The sequence below is a fragment of the Pseudomonas sp. L5B5 genome (assembly GCF_020520285.1).
Classification (GTDB): Bacteria; Pseudomonadota; Gammaproteobacteria; order Pseudomonadales; family Pseudomonadaceae; genus Aquipseudomonas.
Genome location: NZ_CP084742.1, coordinates 3801873 through 3827980 on the forward strand (window position 1 = coordinate 3801873; position 26108 = coordinate 3827980).

22 protein-coding genes and 1 tRNA gene are annotated in these 26108 nt (G+C 60.7%); 21 read left to right on the forward strand and 2 right to left on the reverse strand.

Annotated features, from left to right (window positions below):
• Nucleotides 1–319 precede the first annotated feature (319 nt).
• Complete coding sequence (locus tag LGQ10_RS17370; RefSeq protein WP_058437268.1) at nt 320–1903, reverse strand: hypothetical protein; 1584 nt, start codon at nt 1901–1903, stop codon at nt 320–322.
• 291 nt (nt 1904–2194) lie between these two features.
• Between LGQ10_RS17370 and LGQ10_RS17375 the strand changes: the two genes are divergently transcribed.
• From LGQ10_RS17375 to LGQ10_RS17415, 9 genes are all read left to right on the forward strand, one after another.
• The gene (locus LGQ10_RS17375; RefSeq protein WP_226522685.1) at nt 2195–3112 is read left to right on the forward strand and encodes a LysR substrate-binding domain-containing protein; all 918 of its coding nucleotides are present in this window, start codon (nt 2195–2197) and stop codon (nt 3110–3112) included.
• 171 nt (nt 3113–3283) lie between these two features.
• Nucleotides 3284–4375 carry an ABC transporter ATP-binding protein gene (locus LGQ10_RS17380; protein WP_058435074.1) on the forward strand — a complete coding sequence of 364 codons (1092 nt, stop codon included), beginning with the start codon at nt 3284–3286 and terminating at the stop codon, nt 4373–4375.
• Nucleotides 4376–4572: 197 nt separating this feature from the next.
• Entirely contained in the window at nt 4573–5685 is a 1113-nt protein-coding gene (locus LGQ10_RS17385) for an ABC transporter substrate-binding protein (RefSeq protein ID WP_226522686.1), read from the forward strand.
• A gap of 10 nt (nt 5686–5695) precedes the next feature.
• Nucleotides 5696–6532 (forward strand): ABC transporter permease, encoded by an 837-nt coding sequence (locus LGQ10_RS17390; protein WP_226522687.1) that lies wholly within the window; start codon nt 5696–5698, stop codon nt 6530–6532.
• 7 nt (nt 6533–6539) lie between these two features.
• Nucleotides 6540–7355 (forward strand): ABC transporter permease, encoded by an 816-nt coding sequence (locus tag LGQ10_RS17395; RefSeq protein WP_226522688.1) that lies wholly within the window; start codon nt 6540–6542, stop codon nt 7353–7355.
• A 509-nt stretch (nt 7356–7864) separates the two neighbouring features.
• Nucleotides 7865–8341 (forward strand): formate dehydrogenase subunit gamma, encoded by a 477-nt coding sequence (locus tag LGQ10_RS17400; protein WP_226522689.1) that lies wholly within the window; start codon nt 7865–7867, stop codon nt 8339–8341.
• Complete coding sequence (locus LGQ10_RS17405; RefSeq protein WP_226522690.1) at nt 8338–9900, forward strand: formate dehydrogenase beta subunit; 1563 nt, start codon at nt 8338–8340, stop codon at nt 9898–9900. The genes LGQ10_RS17400 and LGQ10_RS17405 overlap by 4 nt, the downstream gene beginning before the upstream one ends.
• Complete coding sequence (gene fdhF / locus LGQ10_RS17410; protein ID WP_226522691.1) at nt 9897–12794, forward strand: formate dehydrogenase subunit alpha; 2898 nt, start codon at nt 9897–9899, stop codon at nt 12792–12794. Before LGQ10_RS17405 ends, fdhF begins: the two co-directional genes overlap by 4 nt.
• On the forward strand, nt 12791–13009 hold the full coding sequence (locus tag LGQ10_RS17415) for a formate dehydrogenase subunit delta (protein WP_226522692.1): 219 nt from the start codon (nt 12791–12793) through the stop codon (nt 13007–13009). Before fdhF ends, LGQ10_RS17415 begins: the two co-directional genes overlap by 4 nt.
• Before the next feature lie 48 nt (nt 13010–13057).
• Here LGQ10_RS17415 and LGQ10_RS17420 read toward each other — a convergent pair whose 3' ends face one another.
• Nucleotides 13058–13702 (reverse strand): amidase, encoded by a 645-nt coding sequence (locus LGQ10_RS17420; protein ID WP_226522693.1) that lies wholly within the window; start codon nt 13700–13702, stop codon nt 13058–13060.
• A 215-nt stretch (nt 13703–13917) separates the two neighbouring features.
• Between LGQ10_RS17420 and LGQ10_RS17425 the strand changes: the two genes are divergently transcribed.
• The 12 genes from LGQ10_RS17425 (at nt 13918) to LGQ10_RS17480 (ending at nt 25723) form a co-directional block, all read left to right on the forward strand.
• Nucleotides 13918–15303 carry a sodium:solute symporter gene (locus tag LGQ10_RS17425; protein ID WP_226526150.1) on the forward strand — a complete coding sequence of 462 codons (1386 nt, stop codon included), beginning with the start codon at nt 13918–13920 and terminating at the stop codon, nt 15301–15303.
• Between the two features lie 29 nt (nt 15304–15332).
• A complete protein-coding gene (speB, locus tag LGQ10_RS17430) occupies nt 15333–16292 on the forward strand; it encodes an agmatinase (RefSeq protein ID WP_226522694.1) in 960 nt (319 codons plus the stop codon).
• A 280-nt stretch (nt 16293–16572) separates the two neighbouring features.
• Nucleotides 16573–16648 (forward strand) — tRNA-Thr (locus LGQ10_RS17435).
• Nucleotides 16649–16811: 163 nt separating this feature from the next.
• Nucleotides 16812–18131 carry a tyrosine-type recombinase/integrase gene (locus LGQ10_RS17440; RefSeq protein ID WP_226522695.1) on the forward strand — a complete coding sequence of 440 codons (1320 nt, stop codon included), beginning with the start codon at nt 16812–16814 and terminating at the stop codon, nt 18129–18131.
• 1387 nt (nt 18132–19518) lie between these two features.
• Entirely contained in the window at nt 19519–19776 is a 258-nt protein-coding gene (locus LGQ10_RS31620; protein ID WP_413247560.1) for a helix-turn-helix domain-containing protein, read from the forward strand.
• Nucleotides 19769–20542 carry a hypothetical protein gene (locus LGQ10_RS17450; protein ID WP_226522696.1) on the forward strand — a complete coding sequence of 258 codons (774 nt, stop codon included), beginning with the start codon at nt 19769–19771 and terminating at the stop codon, nt 20540–20542. Before LGQ10_RS31620 ends, LGQ10_RS17450 begins: the two co-directional genes overlap by 8 nt.
• Nucleotides 20539–20967, forward strand: coding sequence for a hypothetical protein (locus LGQ10_RS17455; RefSeq protein ID WP_226522697.1), 429 nt, complete (start codon nt 20539–20541; stop codon nt 20965–20967). Before LGQ10_RS17450 ends, LGQ10_RS17455 begins: the two co-directional genes overlap by 4 nt.
• A gap of 5 nt (nt 20968–20972) precedes the next feature.
• Nucleotides 20973–21791 carry a hypothetical protein gene (locus tag LGQ10_RS17460; protein WP_226522698.1) on the forward strand — a complete coding sequence of 273 codons (819 nt, stop codon included), beginning with the start codon at nt 20973–20975 and terminating at the stop codon, nt 21789–21791.
• Between the two features lie 3 nt (nt 21792–21794).
• Nucleotides 21795–22472, forward strand: a complete 678-nt coding sequence (locus LGQ10_RS17465; RefSeq protein WP_226522699.1) for a hypothetical protein — start codon at nt 21795–21797, stop codon at nt 22470–22472.
• A gap of 775 nt (nt 22473–23247) precedes the next feature.
• Nucleotides 23248–24231 (forward strand): AraC family transcriptional regulator, encoded by a 984-nt coding sequence (locus tag LGQ10_RS17470; RefSeq protein ID WP_226522700.1) that lies wholly within the window; start codon nt 23248–23250, stop codon nt 24229–24231.
• Nucleotides 24232–24594: 363 nt separating this feature from the next.
• Nucleotides 24595–25155, forward strand: a complete 561-nt coding sequence (locus LGQ10_RS17475; protein ID WP_226522701.1) for a hypothetical protein — start codon at nt 24595–24597, stop codon at nt 25153–25155.
• Nucleotides 25121–25723: a hypothetical protein gene (locus tag LGQ10_RS17480; RefSeq protein WP_226522702.1), complete on the forward strand. Its 603-nt coding sequence runs from the start codon at nt 25121–25123 to the stop codon at nt 25721–25723. The genes LGQ10_RS17475 and LGQ10_RS17480 overlap by 35 nt, the downstream gene beginning before the upstream one ends.
• The last annotated feature ends 385 nt before the right edge of the window (nt 25724–26108 follow it).

The following is a 26108-nucleotide window of genomic DNA, read 5'->3' on the forward strand; positions in this document are numbered from 1 at the left end:
TACAGCGTGCTCGATCGAGCCTCCCGGCGGCCCAGCGCCATCGGCTTGACGAGCAGGCTGCATACCTCTGCGACTGGGCGTCGCAGCCTGTGGATAAGTCTGTTGATGGAATCTTGAGAAAGCCAGGTATTGCTGGATGCGCAAGCGCAATCCGCAACTGGTCATTTTTTGCTCACAAAATAAACCATCGAAAAAACAGCCAGTTGCAAAAAGATGAGAATGGGTACGCATATCCGGCATTTTGCGACCCCGCCAACCCATCGGTTGTGCATAAACACCCGAGCGAACGGATATAACGCCCCTCGCCCGGGCACCTGGACTACTCGTCGGCTCGTGCCGGAATCCACCAGTCTTCACCTCGCGCCGTGCGGATGTACTCCGGCCAGCGGAAGTCGTGGGGCACCTGGAAGTCCGCGGGCAGCAACGGCGCCTGCCAGCGGCTGCCACCGATCCCGCCGCCGGTACGCTCGACGAACTCAGCCTTGGCCGCCGCCAGCAACGCCTCGTCAGTGAGCAGGTCGACCAGGGTCGCGGCGATGGTCTTGGCCGCCACCTCGATCATCGGGTCGATCGTCTGGCGAATCCCTCCCAGGGCGTTGGACACCCAATCCGGATAGACAACCCCCGCAGGCGCGCTGAGCATCGGTCGAGCCACCAGCAGGCGCACCGTGGGGCAATGCCAGGTGTATTCCGGGTAATCGTCGGACGTCAGGTAGTTCTGCCAGGCGGGCATCTGCAGGCGCATCTGGCGCTCGCATTCCTGGGGTTCGATCAACGCCTCGGTGGCCGGCAGGAACGGCCGATCCATGGCCGCAAGGCCGAGATTGCGCTGGATCTCGCGGGCAATCTCCCGGGCCTCCTCGTCCCACTGCGGGGCGCCCACCGCCGCCAGGTTGTCGTAGGTGGCCTGGGCCATGACATGGTTGGGCAGGCCGCCCCGAGACTTGCACACCCAGGTCTTTTTCCACCGGCAGCCGGTGGCCATGGCCGCTGCCGCAGCGTTGTTGTCCATCACCTGGGAGATGGTCTCGGCCTGCTCGATGGAGTCGCAGCGCAGCAAGTACTGGATCTGCGCCAGGTGCGGCGGCAGGTTGTCGGCCGTGGCCTGGCCGGCCGTGAGGATCGCCTCGTTGTAGCTCCACAGGCCGGTGAACGGCAGGGTCGAGCGACGCAGACTCTCATTCAGGGTGTAGAAGTGCACCAGCGCATCGTTGGCCCCCGGCGCCCGGGCGGCCAGGTGATTCTGCGGGATCGGGCTGTAGCGATCGGCGGCGATCCAGTTCTGCGGGTCCTCGCAGGTGAAGCTGTAGATATAGGCGTAGGCGATGCCGCAGTGGGTGTCCCAGGTGGTGGTGTTGTTCAGCGGCAGCATGTAGGTGGGGTGGAAGCTGATCGCGGCATCCAGGTCGTCGTAGTAACCCTTGGCGGCGTGCACGGGCTTGGAGGCACGGAGCTTTTCCGCCGGCTCGCCAAAGAACCTGATGCTGCCCTGCAGGCCGAATTCCACCATGGTCGCCTTGGCCGCCAGGGCCCCGCCCAGGGCACTGATGCCCAGGGCCGAGTGCGGGTCGGTGTGCCCCGGAGCGAAGCGCGACAGGCCGTCGCGCGGTTGTTTACGGGTAGTGGCCGCCTGGCAGTTGCCAGGCACCGCGTCGTACTCGCCATAGGTGGCCAGCAACGGGCCCCGGCCCTGGGTGAAGGTGGCGCAGAAAGCGGTGGGCATGCCGCCGCTGGCGCGTTCGACAGTGAACCCCTCGGCTTCCAGCAGCGCCACGTACCAGGCACTGGACTTGTATTCACGGAACGCCGGCTCGGCGTAATGCCAGATGATCTGGTGCCAGTCCGACAGTTGCTGACGGTGGCGTTCAACCCAATCCAACGCGAATTCCTTGTAGCGAGACATCCACGGCACTCCTGATTATCCAGGTTCCGATCGTTCACGGCCGGGGCGCATCGACGCTCGCCGGACCTCTCGGACCTGCTGTTGTTATGGGAATGGTCCGGTCGGCTGCGGGCCGGATCGGGGCCCAGTATTGGTGAAGCACAGATCACATCAATCGAATTATTTCGCCGCCAATGTCAAAGAAAATTGACCAGTCAAGGAGCATCCCGGCCCATACTGCGCCACGCGCCATGCCGCTCGGGGCGCGCAGCCCACACCCGCGAAGACAGGTCCAGCCGATCCGGAGGTTGTATGCGATATCCCTCGATCACCGCCTTGCGCGCCCTCGACGCGGTCGCCCGGCTGGGCAGCGTGACCGCTGCGGCCGAGCAACTGAGCCTGACCCGCAGCGCCATCAGCCACCAGATCATCAGCCTGGAGCAGGGCCTGGGTTTCGCCCTGACCGAACGGGTCGGACGCGGCATCGGCCTGACCTACCAGGGCCAGTGCTATGCCCGCGAAGTGCGGCGCATCCTCGCTGATATCCAGGATGCCGGCCGGTTGTTCGATGGCCCGGCGGTGTCCGGCAAATTGCGCATCAGTTGCAACCCCGGATTCGCCAGCTTCTGGCTGTGCAACCACATCAACGGGTTCCTGCGCCAATATCCCCAGGTCCAGTTGCAGGTGGTCAGTCCTCGCTCCCAGGAGGACACCAGCGACCCCGAGGCCGACCTGTTCATCGCCTACGGCATCGGCGACTGGCCGGGGCTGCTGGTGGAGCAGATCGTCACCCTGCGCTTCTCGCCGGTATGCAGCCCGCGCCTGATCAACAGCATCGGTGGCCTGAAGACCGCACACGATCTCAAGGACTTCCCGCTGATCCACATGAGCGACACCAGCGACTGGCGGGTCTGGCTGGCCGCCGCCGGGGCCAGCCGGGTAGACGCCGACAGCGGCATCACCTTCTCCGATGCCCACTGTGCCCAGTCGGCGTGCATCGCTGCCCAGGGCGTGGCCATCGGCGACAACCTGCTCAGCGGCGATGCCCTGGCCCGGGGCCTGCTGGTGCGCCCATTCGACATCGCCATCAACGCCCGGCGCGGCTACTTCCTGGTGATTGATCCGGCCAAGGCCGAACGGCCGGTGGTCCAGGCCTTCGGCGCCTGGCTGAAGAACCAGCTGCAGACCAGCGCCCAGGGCATCATCGACCATCTGCCGAACGAGCCCTGAGCTCCGGACGACAGGTCTGCGCCTGCTGGCCAATGGATAATTTCACTCACCAATGAGGCAAAAATTATTCCATTGATGTGGCGTTGCTTTTGCCAATAATGAGCCGACCGCCTGCTGTTCCAACAATAAAAATTCCACAGCGCAGGTCGGGTTTCGCAGGAGAACTCTGTAGTGTCCAGCAGTCCTTCGACTCAACTCAGCGCCCAGGGAATCAGCCAGTACTACGGCAGCTTCACCGCCCTGGATGGCATTGACCTCGACGTTCGCCAAGGCGAATTCCTCACCCTCCTGGGCCCCTCCGGGTCCGGCAAGACCACCCTGCTGATGATCCTCGCAGGCTTCCTTTCCCCCAGCGCCGGCAAGCTCATGGAACGTGGCGTCGACATCAGCCGGCGCCCCGCGGAAAAGCGCAACTACGGCATGGTGTTCCAGGGCTATGCACTGTTTCCGCACATGAGCGTGGCCGACAACGTCGCCTATCCGCTGCGCATCCGCGGGGTGAAGGCCGACGAGCGCCAGCGCCGGGTCAAGCACATCCTCGAAGTCGTGGGCCTGGGCGCCCACCTGCACAAGAAACCCTCCGAGCTTTCCGGCGGCCAGCAGCAACGGGTGGCCATTGCCCGGGCCCTGGTGTTCGAGCCAGAGATGCTGCTGCTCGACGAACCGCTCTCGGCCCTGGACAAGAACCTGCGCGAACAGCTGCAGGCCGAACTGCAGCGCATCCACCGCCAGGTCGGCACCAGCTTCGTGTTCGTCACCCACGACCAGGGCGAAGCCCTGGCCCTGTCGACCCGCATCGCCATCTTCAACCAGGGCCGCCTGGCGCAGATCGACTCCCCGCAAGAGATCTACGATCGGCCACGCAACCGCTTCGTCGCCGAATTCCTCGGCAAGATGAACCTGTTCCCCCTGCAGGGCATTTCCCGCAGCGGCAACCAGGCCAGCGGCCGTTGCGCCGACACCGCGCTGCACGCTGCGCTACCCGGTGTGTTGAGCAGCCAGCCGCAACTGCTGGCGGTGCGCCCCGAGCACATGACGCTGCATACCGAACGCCCGCTGCCGGGCGAGCACAACGTGCTGCCGGCGCACATGGGCGAGCGGGTCTACCAGGGTTCCAGCACCCATCTGGCCCTGAACATCAGCCCGGAACTGGCGCCGGTGAACCTTTCGGTGCCCGGCGACCATCCCGGCGCCCGCTTGCCCAGCGGCACCCCGGTCTGGCTGAGCTGGCCGGTGCGCCACAGCTTCCTGCTGGAAGCCTGAGCCCCGCGATCAGTCAGGCAATTGTAGGAGCGAGGCTTGCCCGCGATGGGCTGCAGAGCGCTGCGTTGATCCCGTAACGTTCACGACCATCGCGAGCACGCTTCGCTCCTACAAAGGATCACCACCCCGGTTTTCGTACAGAACAACAACAATCAACGGCCGGCGCCTCGAACACCGGCCTTGCGAGGACTTGCCCCATGAGCCAGCACCATCAGCGCGACTGCATTGAAATCCTCATCGAAAAAGCCCGCGGCGGGCAAGTCAGCCGCCGCACCTTCGTCCAGGCCATGGGCCTGCTGGCGGCCGTGCCCCTGGCCTTGCGCAGCGGCATCAGCTGGTCGGCGGACAAGCCCCTGGTGCTGGTCAACTGGGGCGGCGATGCACTGAACGCGTTTCGCACAGCCTGGACCGACAGCTTCACCAAGAGCACCGGCATCCCGGTGCGCATCGATGGCACCGGCCCCACCGAAGGGGCCATCCGTTCGCAGCTGGCCAGCGGCCGGCCCAGCTGGGACGTGGTGGATGTGGACAGCTATAGCGCCATGACCCTGGGCCGCGACAAGGTCCTGCAGCCCCTGGACTACAGCGTGGTGCAACGGGACCTGGTGGCACCGGCGTTGTCCCATGAACATGGGATTGCCGGTTACCTGTTCAGCTATGTACTGGCCTGGGACAGCCAGAAGTTCGGTGACAGCGGCCCCAGGAACTGGGCAGATTTCTGGGACGTGGAGAAATTCCCCGGCAAGCGCACCCTCTACAAGTGGATGAACGGCATGCTCGAAGCCGCCCTGCTGGCCGATGGCGTGGCGGCCGAACAACTGTACCCGCTGGACGTGCCCCGGGCCCTGCGCAAGATCGACGAACTCAAGCCCCATGTCCTGTCGTTCTGGGGGTCGGGCGCCGAAAGCCAGCAGTTGATGATCGAAGGCGAAGCCAGCATGGGCGCCATCTGGCACACCCGCGCCACCCTGCTCCATGAAGACAGCGATGGACGCATCCAGTGGGGCTTCGACAACGCATTCCTCAATGCCAGCAGTTGGGGTGTGCTGCGCGACAATCCGGCCGGAGCCGCCCCAGCCATGCAGTTCATCCAGCATGCCCTGCAGCCGGCCGGCCAGTTGAAGTTATTCGAGACCCTGGGCAACGGCCCGTCCAATGCCGCGACCCAGCAACTGATGAGCGCCGAGCAGCGGGAGATCAACTGCGCCTCCGAAGCCAACATGAAAAAGCAGATTTTCCTCGATACCCAGTGGTACGCCGATCACTACTCCAGCACCCTGGAGCAGTACCTCACCCACCTGTCCAAGTGAGGCGCCGACCATGAGTGCGACCCAAACCGCGCGCCTGGAACGCAGCCTGCTGCTGGTGCCCCTGCCGCTGTTGCTGGTGCTGTTCTACCTGCTGCCGTTCGTGGGCGTGGTGAGCTGGAGCTTCACCCTGCCCGAGCCCGGCATCGAGCAGTACCAGCGCATCGCCACGGACCCGGCGATCCACGACATGCTGCTGCGCACCCTGCGCCTGTGCCTGACCGTCAGCCTGCTGGCCCTGGCGATCGGCTACCTGCTGGCCTACTGCTGGGTGTTCAGCCCGCCGTTCTGGCAGCGCATGGTGGAAATCTGCGTGTTCATCCCGTTCTGGATCTCGGTGCTGGTCCGCGCCTTCGGCTGGCTGATCGCCCTGCGCAGCAATGGCGTGGTCAACGACAGCCTGCTGTCCCTGGGCTGGATCGATCATCCCCTGCAACTGACCCGCAACGAGCTGGGGGTGGTGATCGGCATGCTCCACTTCATGATCCCCTACGCCCTGTTTCCGCTGCTGTCGAGCATGCGCCAGCTTGACCAGCGCGTGCTGCTGGCTTCCCGCGGGCTAGGCGCCGGGGCCTTGCGAACCTTCTGGCAGGTGCTGCTGCCGCAGACCCTGCCGGGGCTGCTGGGGGCCTTCATCATGGTCTTCGTGTTCTGCCTGGGCTTCTTCATTACCCCTGTGCTGCTGGGCGGCGGGCAGACGGTGATGATCGCCGAGTACGTGTTCCTGCAGATGTTCCAGACCAGCAACTGGGGGCTGGGCGCGGCCCTGAGCCTGGTGCTGCTGGCCCTGGTCAGCGCGCTGATCTGGCTGCTGATGCGCATTACCCGTGTCAATCGACTGGTGGGTTGAGGTCACTATGAATACACATCGCACTGCCCTGAGCACCCGGCTGATCGCCGTGATTGCCATGGCCTTCATGCTGTTCCCGTTGCTGACGGTGATCCCGGTGTCCTTCACCGCCAAGCGCTACCTGTCGATGCCCGAGGGCAACTGGTCGCTGCGCCACTACGAGGCATTGCTGAGCAACCCCGACTGGCTGTCGAGCATCGGCCAGAGCCTGGTCATCGCCACGGCCACCAGCCTGATCGCCACCTTGCTGGCGGTGAGTTTCAGCCTGGGCATCTGGTACCTGCGCTCCCGCCTGGCGACGCTGCTGATCGGCCTGGTGCTGCTGCCGATGGCGATCCCGCCGGTGATTTCGGCCCTGGTGCTGTACTTCATGGAGACCCGGCTGGGACAGATCGCTCCCGGCTGGGGCTATGACAGCCTGCCGGGGGTGGTGATCGCTCACGTGGTGATGGTGGTGCCCTATGGCGTGGTGACCATGCTGGTGGCGCTGAGCCAGGTGGACCGGCGCATCGAACTGGCTTCGCGCAACCTGGGCGCCAGCCTGATGCAGACCACCTTCCTGATGATACTGCCAAACCTGAAGCTGGGGATCTTCTCCACCGCGCTGCTGGGCTTCGCCCTGTCCTGGGAAGAGGTGGCAGTGACCTTGTTCATCACCAGCGTCGACGTCAACACCCTGCCCCGGCGGATCTGGAGCGGGCTGCGGGACAACGTCGACCCCAGCGTGGCGGCCATTTCCGTGCTACTGATCAGCCTGACCCTGCTGGTGCTCGTCGGTCGCCTGGCCTTGCAGTACTACGCCCAGCGCCGCGCCCGCTCCTGACCCATCCTTTTGTGGCGAGGGAGCTTGCTCCCGCTGGCTGGCAACGCCAGCCCGATGGCTGAGTCCCGGTTCCAACCGACGGACCGCTGGCTCAGGCTCTACGGCCGCTGCGCGCCCGAGCGGGAGCAAGCTCCCTCGCCACAGTGCCAACCTCTCTGGCTATTCGCTTCTGAGCTGACCGAGGTCACGTCTGGACCACCGGGTTTCGTTCCATAGTGCGCGGCTCGTCCCCACGGGCTTGCTGGCCTCTTCTAGACTCAATGAGTGGTCGTATTCGGAACTGAGCAAGTCGCTTTCGTGCGGATCAATCAGAGGCAGCGTGTCAAGCTGCCCTTTATGCTCTGGACAGGCGCGGCCATGACCGCGCCGGGTACGACAAGATGCCCATTCAGGGTGCATGGCTACCGGCCAGATCGCCGCGCTACCGTGACGTGGCAAGCAGAGCCGCAGCCGAGACTTTCGGACAACCGACAACCACCAGGTGTGTCCGTGACCGTGAGGAATGCTGTATGCCTGATGAAACGTTGCACCTGTCTGTGATCCACACCCTGCTGGAGCGCCACAAGGACGTTCCCGGGGCACTGTTGCCGCTGCTCCACCAGATCCAGGAAACCCTGGGTTACATCCCCGACCTGGCCATCCCCGAAATCGCCCATGGGCTCAACCAGAGCCAGGCCGAAGTGCGCGGAGTGATCAGCTTCTACCATGACTTTCGCACCGCGCCGCCAGCGCGGCACATCCTGCGCCTGTGCCGGGCCGAGTCCTGCCAGAGCCGTGGGGCCGAGCAACTGGCCGCGCAGCTGCGCGAACGCCTGCAATTGGATGACCACGGCAGCAGCGCCGATGGCCGCATCAGCCTGCGGCCGGTGTACTGCCTGGGGGCGTGCGCCTGCTCGCCGGCCCTGGAGCTGGACGGCCAGTTGCATGCCCGGCTCAGTGCCGAACGCCTGGATGCCCTGCTGGACAGCTGCCGGGAGGATGCATGATGGCCAACCTCTATCTGTCCTGTGACTCCCTGGCCCGCGCCGTGGGTGCCGACCCAGTGGCCGACGCCCTCCTCGCCCAGGCCGGCCAGCGCCAGCTGTCGCTACAACTGCAACGCACCAGCTCCCGTGGCCTGTACTGGCTGGAGCCGCTGCTGGAAATCGACACCCCGGACGGGCGCCTGGGCTTCGGCCCGGTGAGCGTCGCCGACGTGCCGTCGCTGCTGGACGCCCTGCAAGCCGAGCCGGCCGGCCACCCCCTGGCCCTGGGCCTGGTGGAACAGATTCCCTACCTGAAGAGCCAGCAGCGCCTGCTGTTCGCTCGCGCCGGCATCACCCGGCCGTTGTCCCTGGAGGACTATCGGGCCCATGGCGGTTTCGCCGGCCTGGAACGCGCCATTGCCCTGGGCGGCGAACAGACCGTCGCCACGGTGCTCGACTCCGGCCTGCGCGGCCGGGGCGGCGCGGCCTTCCCCGCCGGGATCAAGTGGCGCACCGTGCGCGAGACCCCGCCGCAACAGAAGTACGTGGTATGCAACGCCGACGAGGGCGATTCCGGGACCTTCGCCGACCGCATGCTGATGGAAGGTGATCCCTTCCTGCTGATCGAGGGCATGGCCATCGCCGGCATCGCCGTCGGCGCCAGCCTTGGCTATATCTATGTGCGCTCGGAGTATCCACAGGCCGTACAGACCCTGCGCGCAGCCCTGGAGATCGCTCGGGATGCCGGCTACCTGGGGGTCAACGTCGCCGGTAGCGGCCAGCCCTTCGACCTGGAAGTACGGGTCGGCGCCGGGGCCTACATCTGCGGCGAGGAAACTGCACTGCTCGACTCCCTGGAAGGCAAGCGCGGGATCGTCCGCGCCAAGCCGCCGATCCCGGCGCTGCAAGGCCTGTTCGGCCAGCCGACCCTGGTGCACAACGTGCTGACCCTGGCCTCGGTGCCGCTGATCCTGGCCAGGGGCGCGCCGTTCTATCGCGACTACGGCATGGGCCGTTCCCTGGGCACCATGCCCTTCCAACTGGCGGGCAATATCCGCCAGGGCGGCCTGGTGGAACGGGCCTTCGGCCTGACCCTGGGCGAGCTGGTGCACGACTACGGCGGCGGCACCGCCAGCGGCAGGCCACTGAAAGCGGCCCAGGTCGGTGGCCCCCTTGGCGCCTGGGTGCCACCTGCACAGTTCGATACACCGCTGGACTACGAGGCCTTCGCCGCCATCGGCGCGATGCTCGGCCACGGCGGCGTGGTGGTGGCCGACGACAGCCTGGACCTGGCCCGCATGGCGCGCTTCGCCCTGCAGTTCTGTGCCGAGGAATCCTGCGGCAAGTGCACCCCGTGCCGCATCGGTTCGACCCGTGGCGTGGAGGTCATCGACCGTTTGCTCGCGGCCCCCGGAACCGAAGAACGCCAGCACCAGGCACTGATCCTCAAGGACCTGTGCGACACCCTGCAATACGGCTCGCTGTGCGCCCTGGGCGGCATGACGTCCTACCCGGTGGCCAGCGCCCTCAAGCACTTCCCTGCCGACTTCGGTCTGCAACCCTCGGAGGCCGACCAATGATCACTCTCTTCGACCCCGCCAAGGACATCGACCTCAACGCCGTGGACCTGGGCACCCCGGCCCGCGACAGCCAGGTGCAGGTCAGCCTGAACATCGACGGGCGCAGCATCAGCGTGCCCCAGGGCACCTCGGTGATGCGCGCCGCGGCCCTGCTGGGCACCAGCATTCCCAAGCTCTGCGCCACCGACAGCCTGGAAGCCTTCGGCTCGTGCCGCATGTGCCTGGTGGAAATCGACGGCATGCGCGGCTACCCGGCCTCCTGCACCACCCCGGTCAGCGAAGGCATGGTGGTGCATACGCAAACGCCGAAGCTGTCGAGCCTGCGCCGCAACGTGATGGAGCTGTACATCTCCGACCACCCGCTGGACTGCCTGACCTGCTCGGCCAACGGCAACTGCGAGCTGCAGACCGTGGCCGGCCAGGTGGGCCTGCGCGAAGTGCGCTACGGCTATGAGGGCGCCAATCACTTGAGCGACCAGAAGGACAGCTCCAACCCCTACTTCGACTACGACCCGAGCAAGTGCATCGTCTGCAACCGCTGCGTGCGCGCCTGCGAGGAAACCCAGGGCACCTTCGCCCTGACCATCAGCGGCCGGGGTTTCGAATCCCGCGTGGCGGCGGCCGGCGGCGACAACTTCCTGGACTCCGAATGCGTGTCCTGCGGCGCCTGCGTGCAGGCCTGCCCCACCGCGACCCTGATGGAAAAGAGCGTGGTGGAACTGGGCCAGCCGGAGCGGGCAGTGATTACTACCTGCGCTTACTGCGGCGTGGGCTGTTCGTTCCGCGCCGAGATGAAGGGCGACCAACTGGTGCGCATGGTCCCGGACAAGAACGGCCACGCCAACCACGGCCACTCCTGCGTCAAGGGCCGCTTCGCCTGGGGGTATGCCACCCACCCGGACCGCATCACCAAGCCGATGATCCGCAAGCACATCAGCGACCCGTGGCAGGAAGTCAGCTGGGACGAGGCCGTGACCTACGCTGCCAGCGAGCTGCGGCGCATCCAGCTCAAGTACGGGCGCGACTCCATCGGCGGCATCACTTCCAGCCGCTGCACCAACGAGGAAACCTACCTGGTGCAGAAACTGGTGCGGGCCGCCTTCGGCAACAACAACGTCGACACTTGCGCCCGGGTCTGCCATTCCCCCACCGGCTATGGCCTGAAGCAGACCCTGGGGGAATCCGCCGGGACCCAGAGCTTCGATTCGGTGATGCAGGCCGACGTGATCCTGGTGATGGGCGCCAACCCCAGCGACGCCCACCCGGTGTTCGGCTCCCAGCTCAAGCGCCGCCTGCGTGAAGGGGCGCGGCTGATCGTCATCGACCCACGGCGCATCGACCTGGTGGACTCGGTCCATGCCCGCGCCGAGCTGCACCTGGCCCTGCGCCCGGGCACCAACGTGGCCATGCTCAACGCCCTGGCCCACGTGATCGTCACCGAGGGCCTGGTGGACGAGGCATTCGTCGAGGCCCGCTGCGAGCCCGAGGCCTTTGCCCTGTGGCGCGCCTTCGTCAGCCGTGAGGACAACTCGCCAGAGGTGCTGGGCGTGATCTGCGGCGTGCCCGCCGCCGACATCCGCGCCGCCGCCCGTCTGTACGCCACCGGTGGCAACGCGGCGATCTACTACGGCCTGGGCGTCACCGAGCACAGCCAGGGCAGCACCTCGGTGATGGGCATCGCCAACCTGGCCATGGCCACTGGCAACATCGGCCGCGAAGGGGTCGGGGTCAACCCGCTGCGGGGCCAGAACAACGTCCAGGGTTCCTGCGACATGGGCTCCTTCCCCCACGAGCTGCCGGGCTACCGGCACATCTCCAACCAGACCGTGCGCCAGGAGTTCGAGCAGGCCTGGAACGTCACCCTGCAACCCGACCCGGGCCTGCGCATTCCCAACATGTTCGAGGCGGCCCTGGGCGGCAGCTTCAAGGGCCTGTACTGCCAGGGCGAAGACATCGCCCAGAGCGACCCCAACACCCAGCACGTGACTGCCGCCCTGTCGGCCATGGAATGCGTGGTGGTGCAGGACATCTTCCTCAACGAAACCGCCAAGTTCGCCCACGTGTTCCTGCCGGGCGCCTCGTTCCTGGAAAAGGACGGCACCTTCACCAACGCCGAGCGCCGCATCTCGCGGGTTCGCAAGGTCATGCAGCCGCTGGGCGGCAAGGCCGACTGGGAGGGCACCCTGGCCCTGGCGGCGGCCCTGGGCTACCCGATGCACTACGAACATCCGTCGCAGATCATGGACGAGATCGCCCGCCTGACGCCGACCTTCACCGGCGTCAGCTACGCCGCCCTGGACCGCCAAAGCAGCCTGCAGTGGCCGTGCAACGCCCAGGCACCGGATGGTACGCCGACCATGCACATCGACGAGTTCGTGCGTGGCAAGGGGCGCTTCATGCTCACCGGCTACGTGCCCACCGACGAGAAGGTCAACGGCCGCTATCCGCTGCTGCTGACCACCGGGCGCATCCTCAGCCAGTACAACGTCGGCGCCCAGACCCGGCGCACCGAGAACGTCGCCTGGCACGCCGAGGACCGCCTGGAGATCCACCCCACCGACGCCGAGAGCCGGGGCATCGGCGAAGGCGACTGGGTGGGCATCGGCAGCCGCGCCGGGCAGACGGTGTTGCGGGCCCGGGTGACCGAGCGGGTGGCGCCGGGGGTGGTCTACACCACCTTCCACTTCCCCGAATCGGGCGCCAACGTGATCACCACCGACAACTCCGACTGGGCCACCAACTGTCCGGAGTACAAGGTCACGGCGGTGGAGGTCAGCCGGGTCTACCATCCGTCCGAATGGCAGAAGCGCTACCAGGCCTTCAGCGACGAACAGCAGCGCCTGCTGCACGCCCGCGACCGGTCCCGGGGCGGCAAGGCGGAGGTGCGCCGATGAGCACCGCCAACCTGGTCAAGATGGCCAACCAGATCGCTGCGTACTTCGCCAACGAGCCGGATCAGGCCCAGGCCATGCTCAGCGTGCGCAACCACATGCAGCTGTTCTGGACCCCGGCCATGCGCCAGGAGCTGTTGACCTGGCACCAGCAGCAACAGCAGAGCGAGCTGCATCCGCTGGTGCGCCAGGCCATCGCTGCGGGTCAACCGACCTAGGCCAGCACGGCCCGGGCCGTCCCCGCGACGGGCCCGGGCGTCATTCCCTCACAGGCCGGAGCAGCGTTGCTGTGCCGGCTGAGTGGTCGGGAGCGCCAAAGGCATGCTGGCTCCCGGTTTGCTCAGGGGCAGCAGCTGGTACACGGTGAACACACACATCGCCTCCACTTCGCCGCCGGCCACCGGAATGTAGTTCAGGCCGACGTAGGCTTCGTAGCTCTTGCCCGGCTCGAACACCACCACCTTCTGCACCTGCGGGCAGGTGCGATAGGTGTTGACGGAGCCCCCTGCCGCCACACCACCACCGTCCAGCAGGAACGGGCGTCCGGCGGGCACCCGGTATTCGGTGACGACCTCGGAGTAGTCACCTTCGCCCCGGCGGATGGCCCCCGGGTAATCCGGCAGCTTCGGGGCGAACCGCGCCAGCATGTCGATCTGCCGTGGGACCTCGGGGAACTGCGGGTAGTTGACGTTCGGCCGGTGGCCGCTGACGAACCGCCCGGCCTTGGCCAGCCGCTGACTGTCAGGGAGGCAACCGGCATAGGCGGCGCCCCGGACTTCACCGTTGGTGATCACCCGCAGTTGCGCGACCGCGGTTCCCAGGGGTGGCTCCGAATAGGGTTCCACCGGCTTGACGCTGCATGCGCCAAGCAGTCCCAACAGCCCTGCCAGGGCGAGATTTCTGACACTCATCGTTGCTTCCCTTGAACTGGTTTCGCCTCATGGCCCGGGCAGGCTATCGGCAGGTATCGCGCAGGCTCCAGGGTGGGCGGCGTACAACCAGGGCGCCCGACCACTTGCGCGAAAACGCAAGCCAGCTTGTGCCCGCCGGGATGTACCGCGGCCAGCCACCCGCCTACTCTGCGGCCATCTACCTGAACAACAAGAACAACCAGGGAGCATTCGTCATGGCACTCGATTACGCGGTGATGTTGGTCTATGTCCTGCTGATGGCCGGCCTCGGCTGGTGGGGCATGCGCAAAGTGAAGAACCAGGACGACTTCCTGGTGGCCGGCCGGCGCCTGGGGCCGGCACTGTACCTGGGCACCCTGTCGGCGGTGATGCTCGGCGGAGCCTCCACCATCGGTTCGGTGCGCCTGGGCTACAGCTACGGAATCTCCGGGTTGTGGCTGGTGTTCATGCTGGGCCTGGGGATCATCGTCCTGAGCCTGGTGCTGTCCCGGCAGATCGCCCAGTTGCGGGTGTTCACCGTGACCCAGATCCTCGAACAGCGCTACCAGGCTTCATCGCGCCTGATCGGCGGCTGCGTGATGGTGGCCTACGACCTGATGGTGGCAGTCACCGCGACCATCGCCATCGGCTCGATCACCGAGGTGGTATTCGACATCCCGCGCATACCGGCGATCCTCTGTGGCGGCACCCTGGTGATCTTCTACTCGGTGATCGGCGGCATGTGGTCGCTGACCCTCACCGACATCATCCAGTTCGTGATCATGACCCTGGGCATCTTCTGCGTCCTGCTGCCCATGAGCGTCGGCCAGGCCGGCGGCCTCGAGGCCCTGCAGGCCAGGCTGCCGTCCGGCTTCTTCGAGCTGGGCAACATCGGCCTGGACACCATCCTCGCCTACTTCCTGCTGTACTTCTTCGGTGCGCTGATCGGCCAGGACATCTGGCAACGGCTGTTCACCGCCCGCAGCGAACAGGTGGTGCGCTACGCCGGCCTCGGCGCCGGGGTCTACTGCATGTTCTACGGCGCCGCCTGCGCCCTGGTGGGGGCCGCCGCCAAGCTGCTGCTACCAGACCTGGCGGTGGCCGAGAACGCCTTCGCCGAAGTCACCCGCAGCGTGCTGCCCGCCGGGTTGCGCGGGCTGGTGGTGGCCGCCGCCCTGGCCGCCATCATGTCCACCGCCAGCGCCTGCCTGCTGGCCTCGGCCACGGTGCTCAAGGAAGACATCTACAGCCGCTTCCTGACCCGGGGCCGGGGGAATCACCTGTCCACCAGCCGCTGGATCACCCTGGGCCTGGGGGTGGCGATGCTGGTGATGGCCTGCCTGGTCAACGACGTGATCGCGGGCCTGAGCATCGCCTACAACCTGCTGGTGGGCAGCCTGCTGGTGCCGATCATCGGAGCCCTGCTCTGGCGCCGGGCCTCGGCCCATGGCGCCATCGCTTGCATGATCAGCGGCAGCCTGACCGTGATCGGCTTCATGGCCCGCGACGGCATCCTGGCCAACACCCCGATCTACTACGGCCTGGGCGCCAGCCTGCTGACCTTCGTCGCCGTCAGCCTGCTGAGCCAGCCGGCACCGGCCCTGCCCAGTACCACCGAATGACCCCCTGTATCCAGAATGAGGAACCGCCCATGCCCACGTCTTTCCCGCAACCGGTGGACGCCGCCCTGGTCCCGCGCTTCGCCGGCATTCCCAGCTTCATGCGCCTGCCCCTGTTCGACGACCCCGCGCAGGTGCAGATCGCCCTGGTCGGAGTGCCCTGGGATGGCGGCACCACCAACCGCGCCGGCGCCCGTCATGGGCCACGGGAAGTGCGCAACCAGTCGAGCCTGATGCGCAAGGTGCACCACGTCAGCCGTATCGCCCCCTATGACCTGGTGCGGGTCGGCGACCTGGGCGACGCGCCGGTCAATCCCATCGACCTGCTGGACTCGCTGAAACAGATCGAAGGCTTCTTCAGCCAGTTGCACCAGGCCGGCGCCGTGCCGCTGTCGGTGGGTGGCGACCACCTGGTGACCCTGCCGATCTTCCGCGCCCTGGCCCGCCAGCGGCCGATCGGCATGGTGCACTTCGATGCCCACTCCGATACCAACGACCGCTACTTCGGCGACAACCTCTACACCCACGGCACACCCTTTCGCCGGGCCATCGAAGAAGGCCTGCTGGACCCCAGGCGCACGGTGCAGATCGGCATCCGTGGCTCGATCTACTCGGCCGACGACGAAGACTTCGCCAAGGACTGCGGAATCCGCGTGATCCACATGGAGGAGTTCGCCGACCTGGGCGTCGAGGCGACCCTGGCCGAAGCCCGACGCGTGGTCGGCGATGAGCCGACCTACATCAGCTTCGACATCGACGTGCTCGACCCGGCCTTCGCCCCCGGCACCGGCACCCCGGAAATCGGCGGCATGACCACCCTGCAGGCCCAGCAGATGATCCGCGGCCTACGCGGCCTGAACCTGGTGGGTGCCGACGTGGTGGAAGTCTCGCCGCCCTTCGACCTCGGCGGCGCCACCGCCCTGGCAGGCGCGACCCTGATGTTCGAACTGCTGTGCATCCTGGCCGAGTCGGTGGCGTCCCGGAGCGACTGATCGACTATCGCATCGAAGGCCCCAGCCCCCGTGGCCGAGACCAAGGAAGTGGCGTCCCCGGTAGCCTGCATCGCCACGCCCTGCTCCTCGGCCACCCTCAGCGCCGCCCTGGGCGTGGACAGCGGCGAGGTGGAGAGCCTGGCGATCTAGCCCGGCTCCAGACCGCCATGACCGACCAAGCGGCAGCAAGCCCTGCCCGCCCCAGAAACCCCGCGCAAAAATAGTCAGATTTCAGGGGTTTACAGAACCCCGCCAATCGCTATAATCGTCGCCCTAACACGCCGGTATAGCTCAGTTGGTAGAGCAACTGACTTGTAATCAGTAGGTCCCGGGTTCGACTCCTGGTGCCGGCACCATTCAAGGTTCCATAGAAAGCTTTCAAAATCTCTGGAACCCCCGAAAAACCCGCTTTCTGGCGGGTTTTTTCGTTTTGGCGTTCCGTCGGATTCCGAGGGTAGCCAGCGCTAATAAGGGTAGTTTTAAGGATAGAGGTCCGTTTCGATATCGGAGACTACCCTTATGGCCCGCACCACTGCCCCGCTTACAGACACCGCCTGTCGCACGGCAAAGCCCAAAGAGCGCGAATACAAGCTCTTCGACGGCGACGGTCTTTACCTGCTTGTGCAACCCAACGGCCGCAAAGGCTGGCGACTCAGGTACGTGAAACCTGATGGCCGCGAAGGCCTGACCGCCCTCGGCAGCTATCCGGTGGTCGGGCTAGGCGACGCACGCCGCAAGCGCTTCGAGATCAAACAGCAGCTCGCCAACGGCATAGATCCCATCCAGTACAAGCAACAAACCAAGACTCAGGCCGTGATCAACGGTCGGACCTTCGAAAGCGTTGCGCTCGACTGGCACGCCAGCATGGTGCCCAAGTGGGCGCCCGGCCACGCCAAGACAGTGCTCAGCCGATTGAAAACCCACGTGTTCCCTTTAATCGGTGCCAGAGCAATCGTTGAGCTGGACACCCACGACCTCATGCAGCCACTGGAAGCCGTGACGAAGCGCGGCACGATCGACGTGGCGCTCAGGATCAAGAACTACCTGCAAAGCATCATGCGTGAAGCCAAACGGCTGCGACTGATCACGGCGAACCCGGCTCACGACCTCGATGGCTCGATCAAGACACCACGGGTAACTCACCGGCCCGCACTCCCCCTATCACGACTCCCAGAGCTATTGGCTTGCATCGAGGACTACAGAGGTCGCCCACTCACGCGCCTCACGGTGATGCTGTCGTTGCATGTATTCGTACGCTCCAGCGAACTGCGCTTCGCCCGTTGGAATGAGTTCGACCTCAAGTGCGGAATCTGGGAGATTCCCGACACCCGCCCGGCGCTGGACGGAGTGCCCTTTTCCACAAGGGGTACGAAGATGGCCGGGGACATTCACGTTGTACCCTTATCGCCGCAAGCCGTGGCCTTGCTCGAGCAGATCCACGCGATCACCGGCAAATTCGAGCTGGTGTTCGCTGGCGATGCCAAGCCATGGAAACCGATGTCCGAGAACACGGTGAATGCCGCGCTCAGGACGATGGGTTACGACACCAAGGTGGATATTTGCGGCCACGGGTTCCGAGCCATGGCGTGCAGTGCGCTGGTCGAGTCCGGGCTGTGGTCAGAGACGGCCATCGAACGGCAGATGAGCCACAAGGAACGCAACAACGTGCGGGCCGCTTATACCCACAAGGCCGAGTTCCTCGAAGAACGCCGGATGATCATGACCTGGTGGAGCCGGTTTCTGGAGGCGAACCGCGAGGACCATGTGACGCCGCATGAGTTTGCCAAGCAGACGGGCGAGAACGTCACGCGGCTTCGCAGTGCCAAGAGGACCGAGTAACCCGCCGCACCACCACCTCAACTCGCTGTGAAGTTACCCACAGCACCGCATGAAGCTCCTCCGCGCGGGTCCTTTCAAACGGGGCTGCAAAGCCGCCCCGTTTGAAAGGACCATATCTCAGAAAAAACTGCTGGCACAGCTTACGTCTGTGGAAAACCACTAATGTCCACCGGGGGATAGTTTTATCCACAGGCGCTAAATCCCTGATATCGCGCTGCTTGACGAATATTGTCCACAAGCGTAGACCGGGAGTCGCAAGAGCTGTCGATGACAGCACCCCAGGTGACCCGAACCTTTAAGGTCACGCCGCTCCCTCGGTGGTTCACCCGCAAGTACGATTCGCGTCCGGCAGCTCGTACGGTCACTACCCATGTGATGGATGCCAACTCAATATCGTTGCCCCTGCGGTAACCACCCTACCCATCTGCTCAGCAGCAGCCTATCCGCTTGGCCATTTCGCGTGCGCCAACCTGCGCCCGTCTCTTTCACTGGAAAGAGACGGGCGCTCATGACACTGCTGCAGCCCTGATCGCACATGGCTCAGCCGCAATTCCCCTCGTGACAATTGGCGTGACAAACACCGATGTCACCAGCAACAGCCATGCAGATGATGGTGCCGCAGACCAGGAAATGGACTGCACCTGACTGACAGTCAGGCATGCCCCGGTCATCACATGCTGCGTTCACCCGACTCAGGATCTCGCGGCACTGGTCTCGTCAGCCAATGCAGCCTCCGCCCGCCCACCGGTAACGGTGTTCAGGAGGCCAGATCATGAGATGCCCTTGCTCCCGGACGTAAGGAGCCGCCAGTCCCGCGTTAGAGGACATCCCCACAGGTCGCAGGGGCCTTGATCCCTGATAACACTCAGCATTCTTGGCGGGATGACGTGAGGGAGAGATTGGCAATTATTGGAGGATGGCTATGCAACTGCGCGAGACCAAGGACCACCACGTCCCTTGCTCCAACAGCAGATATCGTCCTTGCCCTATCCATGGACCGAAGCCCACTGGCGTGTCCCGCCCTGCCATGCCTAAGCAGAGGCCCCGATAGACGGAAACGCCATTGAGGGTCAAGTAATCATCGACTCGCGGTCGTCCGCTGCGACAGGACAGAGCGGTGACATCGGTACCCCGCTCCTGGTCTGCGTCGGGGAGCTCATCCCGTTTTGGCCCGCTGGCGCTAATGGCGACGGATGCTGACGAAATCGGCATTTCAAGGGTCTGGTACAGGATCTGGTTGACTGCCTGAATTTATGGCTCAGGCAGCACCCCTGACTGCCATTTTTCACCAGAAAAGCTGAGCCGTAAGCTAATGTTAATTTCCCGATCGGGAAAAAAATGTACAATAGGCAGAAATAGCTAACCAAATTGTTCTTGGACATTCATCATGGCTTTCGTCGGTTCTTGTGCCTTAATTGGTAGCACTGTGGCAACGTCGCGAAAAGCTTTGCATATGACGCAGCGCCAGCTGGCAGATACTGCGGGTGTGGGAGTGCGGTTTATTGTTGACCTAGAAGCTGGTAAAGAAACAGTCAGGATGGGATTGGTTTTAGTCGTTCTTTCCGCTTTAGGGATAAATATAAACTTGGAGAAAGCGAGTTGCCCCCTCATTGAAGAGAGTGTCATAGGGGGAGTGAATGGCTAGTTACATCTCAGGCACTAAGGACCGTATTTTCATAAACCCCACTTTAGGATGTGACTCTAACTGCTCCTATTGTTATTTAGGAACACAAGGCCTAGATATTGGGAAAAAAACTATAAGCCCCAAAAGTGCTGAGTTTCTGATTGAAGGTCTGCTTGCTTTCCCGGGTTTTAGAAAAGGTAAGGAAGGGACAGTCATCTCTATTGGATGCTACTCAGAGTGTTGGAGCCCCGCTAATATCGCCGTCACAAAAGACTTTATAAAAACAGCACTCGAATTTTTGAATCCGATACAGTTCGCGACAAAACGCTCGGTTAGCACTACTCAGCTAGCAGATATTTTTCCATTAATAGAGTGGAGCGGGCAGCTATCTTTATTTATATCATGTTCAACAATATCTCAATGGCGCACCTATGAAAAAGGAACATCAAAACCTCAAGACAGATTCAGAGAAATAACCCAACTGCTGTCGAACGGCTTAAAGGTTTGCATTTACATCAAGCCTGTACTAGATGGCGTTACAATAAATGATTTGGATCTATTCGCCGACGTGATAGATCGCACTGGCTGCTCTGTAGTTATCGGTGACATATTTAATTTTACATCACCAAACAGTAGGCCAGATTTGATTAAGGCGCCAATTCCTTCAACTGGACTCTATGTCTGCGCTAGCAATGACATGGAATACATTTTAAACTTCTTTCGCATGAAAGAGTACATCTGTTATAATAACAGTGTCGACGCCATTAATTTCTGGAGGTCCGAATGAACTCAAATAATGAAATTATATATGTAAAAGACAGAATCAATGAGATTGAAGGCAAAGACTTGCCTACAGCAATTTCCTCATTCTCTGACCCCCAGAACTTAATTGTAGCCCTGCTCGGCAGTTTAGGGTTTGACCCCGTTTCTTACGACCAGAAAGATACTGAATACCATTACTACTCAATAATTCAATCTCAGAAAGTTGATTTGGTTGTATTTGATACCAGGTCCCGGAGCTTGAGCGGGCATGCCGTATCTGACTTAGAAGCGGCTTTTTCTATAGTGAAGGCTATTGAGGGCTCTCTTAGTGACGCAATGTATTTTCCTCCTGACCTGAGAAAGAAAGTGGTCGACTCCGTAATAAGTGATGCAGGTGTTGATGAAGATTTCTTTAAGAAAGTCCTGGCGGGCTGGAAAGCATATAAGTGAATACTATGAGTGACGTGCTTTCAGGACTAAATACATTTTCAGGCGAGTTCTTTACTGCAGCCGTACTTGCGATACTTGCGCTAGGGGGAATTTTGACTCTCCTAGAGTGGAGTGGTTTTTTACCTCAGGCCTTGTCGAGGTTTTTGCTACGAAATAGAGTCAGGGAACTTAAAGACATTTTAAAAGATCTGGGAGTAGACTTTTCCGAACAAAAAAAAGTACGATTTCGATCGAAGCTTGCTTCATATTTTGATGGAAATTCCGACATTGCTTCCGAAGTAAAAAAAATTATAGCTAAACACTTGAGGAAAGGCGACTTTAAAGTCGGCCGCACTTCTGACTTTAAAATTAAGGACTTCGCCGATTTGATGTCCGCCTCGTGCGACCCGAAAGAGGCAGTATTAATTGCTAGGTGCCTAAGCACATACTTGAAAAATAATATCTCTGAGTTTAGTGCTGACTCTTTCGACTTCGTAGCATGCCCGAAGAGTGGCTCGCCATTTATCGCTTATGAGTTTGCTAAAATCTTGCAAAAACCATTGGTATTGCACGATTGTCACGAGGAAAAGTACCGAGTGGACGACCCGACACTAAGTGCCCTATCGAAAATTGATTATGGATTCGATCTAAGGCCAGGCATGGTTGGCTTGGTCGTAGATGATAGCACTACTGGCGGAAGGAAAGTCTGCTCACTAGTGAGCGATCTGCGTCACTTCGGCTGTGTAATTGGCGACTGTCTTGTGGCCTTCGAACCACAAGGGAAAAATGGGAAGAATCTTCTTTTATCAAATGGCGTTAGACTTCATTCGATTGTTAAGCGGTGACGTATGGGAAAAATAATTGCGATCGAAGGTATTGATGGTAGTGGTAAAAACACTCAGTCAAATAAAATCCTTCAAGGCTTTTTAGATAGTGGCTTTAAGTGCGAGAAAATGTCTTTCCCACGATATGGAGAGACGTTTTTTGGCCGTGAAGTTGGGCGCTACCTAAATGGGGAATTTGGCAGTCTCGAGTCCATCAGCCCTAAGCTTTCGGCAATGCTGTATGCTGGCGATAGATACGAGTCTAGAGATGATATTCTAAGCAAGATTGGCGGCAACGGAATTCTTATTTGTGACCGTTATGTTTATTCTAACGTCGCCCATCAAAGCGCAAAACTTTCAACTGAAGCCCGCGATGAAATTTCGCAATGGATTGAAGAGTTAGAATTCAATATCTACAAGTTACCCAAGCCAGACCTGACAATCTTTCTCGACGTCCCCCCGTCAGTTTCAGGAAACTTGATCCTTAAAAAAGAGTTAAGGGATTACACCGACAAAAAGAAAGACCTTCACGAAGAGGACGAAAGCTACCTTGAAAAGGTCTATCATGTCTTTAAAAAGCTTGCCTGCGAAACGCCCGACTGGATCATAATTGACTGCTTTGAGAACGGTTTATTACTTGGCGAAAATGAGATTTATGAAAAAATCAGAACGGAGCTAGTAAAGCGAGACTTTTACAGTTGACTTGACCTTATTGGGACATTCTTACGATTTCAAAGTTAGCTGAGGGCGCGCAGATTTCTGTATGTCAACTAAATATGCGCCCCTTTTGCTTTGACTTCAACTTTGGCCATTATCCCCGCCTTACACTCTCACTGACATAGACAACATAGCAACGACGTTCTGGGCGTGCAAATATAGCACCACCTTAAAACCTTGGCCACACCTGCACTTAACAACTACAACTCCGCCATCCTTCTCTAGACATGTAGAAATACGCACCAATTTATAAAAATGCAATAGAATTGCGCAATTCGAAGGCCTCAATCTGCCAGGCCTACAACGTAAATATTCCCCTCGACTGCTTAATCTGGTCCCATCCAGGAGCCCAGAAAGAGAAAAAGGATATTTTTAGGGATAGCCGGACGATAAGAATTATAATTAATGCATTAGTATCATATGGTTACGTACTTTTTCGACTCTTGGTGCCGCACCATATAAAACGAAGCCTCTGCAGAAATGCAGGGGCTTTGTTGTTTCCAGGCTCCAGAAATCCTGTCCCCATGCCTTCAGCACGGTTGTGATCTCGGTGCTTCACCGCCTGCCCCCTCGCCTGCCCCTGGCTTCGCACACTGGCCTCATTCATTTTTGAAGTGCGCCCTGCCTGAAAGCACGCTGATATTGTTGCTGATTCGCCCCTTGTGTTGGCTGCACGGTCGTCAGCACCGCTGCGTCAAACGTTTTGCGCTAGTGTTTCCCTGCGGACCAGGACGGTCCTTTGACGCAGGTGCAAACGCTCATGCCCCACCCAACGCCCTCCATCAAACTCAGCACTCTTCAGCAACTCGCGCCCTACTTGAGCATGCACGGGGTATCGCCGCTGGAGTTCTTTCGACGTTACGGTATTTCCCCTCAGGTTTTTCAGTACCCGGATGCCTGGGTGCCGCGAGCGACCTGCTTTCATGTAGCCAGTGAAATGGCCGCGCTCACACAAGATCCCTTCGCGGGTGCAACGCAGGGGCACCTGATCGAAGTACGCTCACTCGGCGCCTGGGGCGAGTTGATCCTGGGTTCGTCCAATCTCGCTCGGACGTGCGCAGTGGCGGCGATCCATACGGACTTGCTGCATCAAGGGAGTGACGTAAGAATCGTCACCGAAGGCCGTACGATGAAACTGATCCGGCAATCCACCGGACAGCACGGGGCGAATCCGAAGCAGGTCATTCTCGGCACGCTGGCGCTGCTGAGAAACGTACCGCTCGGGTCCGGTGAGCCATGCGCCGTCCGTGTGCATCTGCAAAACCCGAGGCAACGAGGAAATGAGGCGCTGGAGAAGTACCTGGGGCCGAATCTGCACATGAACGCGCAGCACAACATGATCGAATTCGATCGTGAGTTGCTCGACATCTCCCTGCCGCTCGGCCGGGATGACGCCTGGAAAGCCACCGAGGCCTTGAAGTCGACCGCGAAAGCCGCCGGCATGCTTATCGAGCGGATCGGGGATCAGGACCGATCCACTCTTACCGCCATTTCAAGAAACCTCGGATTGTCTTCCCGAACACTACAGCGTCGCCTCAAATACTGCGGCATCGACTTCGAAGACCTGCGGGACAAAACCCGTCGCAGCGAAGCGCTACAACTGATTGCCAGCAAAAAGTACAGCGCAACCGAAATTGCCTACATGGTTGGCTACAGTGATCAAGCGCACTTTACCCGAGCCTTCAAGCGCTGGACCGGAAGTTCACCATCGCGCTACCGCTCGCTCTTGAAAGATGATCGTTAACCTCTTTGCCTGCCCCTTCCCTCTACTATCGGACGCCTGCCAATGGCGTCCTTCACGGCACTTGCTTGCTGTGCTTTTGGCACCAAATGGCAAGTTTCCAGGGGACGGCTCTTATACAGTCCGAAAGGTGTCGATCCGCCACCTGATCGGTGGTTGCAACGCAAATGCCGTTAACTGTCTGGTTACGACACCCGGCTGAAACCATAGGTCAGGCTCTATCGAGCGAGCAACGAAATACTGAGCGGCAAAGGAGGTTTGCAAAACCAGAATCCGTCGATCTATAAGTTGGATTATTCGAGCAAAAGTGAGTTTGCCTGATCGATAGGCTGCGGCCATCGGCATTTACAATGAAAGGAGTTCATCATGAAGAAAGTAATGCTTTGTTTTGCCTTGTTATTTGGTTTCACATGCAGTTCTGCCATGGCAGCCCGCCCCGACTATCCCTTTGATGATTCGATCGCTACCGGCTTGTCGCGCCACCATATTATTCCGTGGGAAGAACTGGTCGAGTTTGGTACCGACAACTTTACCAGCGATGCAGACAGAACGACCTTGATCAATGCCATTATCGGCACCCGCAAGGTCAATCTCGGTTCATTCCAGAATGATATACCGACGTTGGTCAAAGGACTGAATCCGCCGAAAAATTCCGAAGCAGTGGAGGTCTGGCAATCGTTACTGGCCTGGACTCAGGGCAATCTGGTCGTGGGAACCAATGCTCGCCCTGATGACCCTGGTAGCAAGTTTGATGAAGTTGCCTATACCTGTCTGAAAGCTGTCAACCCCGACAATAACTATACTAAAATCTTTAATGATTGGAAGAATAAAAGTAAGGACGCTGATCAGAAAAAAAAGGATTTCCTGATGATGGCAGCGCATGACATCGCGAATGCCGCAGGCCAGCCATGCTGGACTAATCCTTGATTTCAATCATCATGACGCGCAGGAAAAAATCATGGCTAATATTATTACCGTAGGTAGCATCACGACCCCTAATCCTTTTCTTTGGTTGAATCCGGATACGTTGGGCCTGCCCGATGTCGTCTACGTCATTCAATCAAATGCTCCAAAAGGCGACTGGGTAGATGTAGGGCAGTTCTGCGCAGTGCTATCAAGCGCCTGGCTCAATGATGCCAAACATCCAGCACAGTTCGATATTAAAAGCTTTGACGATCCGGGCAAAATTCAGTTGGCCCAGCAAGTGATTGAGGCATCGAATAGTTTGGCCTCACAAGTAAAAGCGGCGGAGCAGGCGATACACGGCAATTCCAAGTCGAAGGACCAGGTTACAAAGGAGTTTTCGGCATACAAAACCGGCACTAAAACCTGGGCAGGAAATGATAGGCATGTCATCGGCATCTACATAATTAGCGCCACGGAAATGCAAGTTTATGATTCGAACCTGGGAACCGCAACCAAAAAGTCGCGCACCGTCTTTGCGCAAGTACTGAAGGATTATGCATTGAATGCTTTTGTAGTGGCTGCTGCTTAATGTTGGCAGGCGATGCGCATGAAATGCGCATCGCTGTTTGTTTTACATTATTTAGTTAGTGTTTTAACGGCGAGCGTGCTGCATTACAGACAAGATCAACACGGAAGTTCCAATGCAGGAGCGGGTGATGAACGCATCACCCGTTCTTGCTGTATCACAAAGACTGCCATGTATCACACCAACCCTATCCCAGCGACTGAGCGCTACTGCGTCTATCAGACGCAACCACAGTTAAGCAGCTTACCGCCAGTGTCCAACAAGGCCAGTATCTCCCACCGAAACTTTGGCGGGCTTGCGCTCACGTAAAACGCAAATACCCAACAGGCCAATACTGCCTATCGGTTCAGCAATGGCTCTGAACTAAAAAGCTCACACTAAAGGTGGG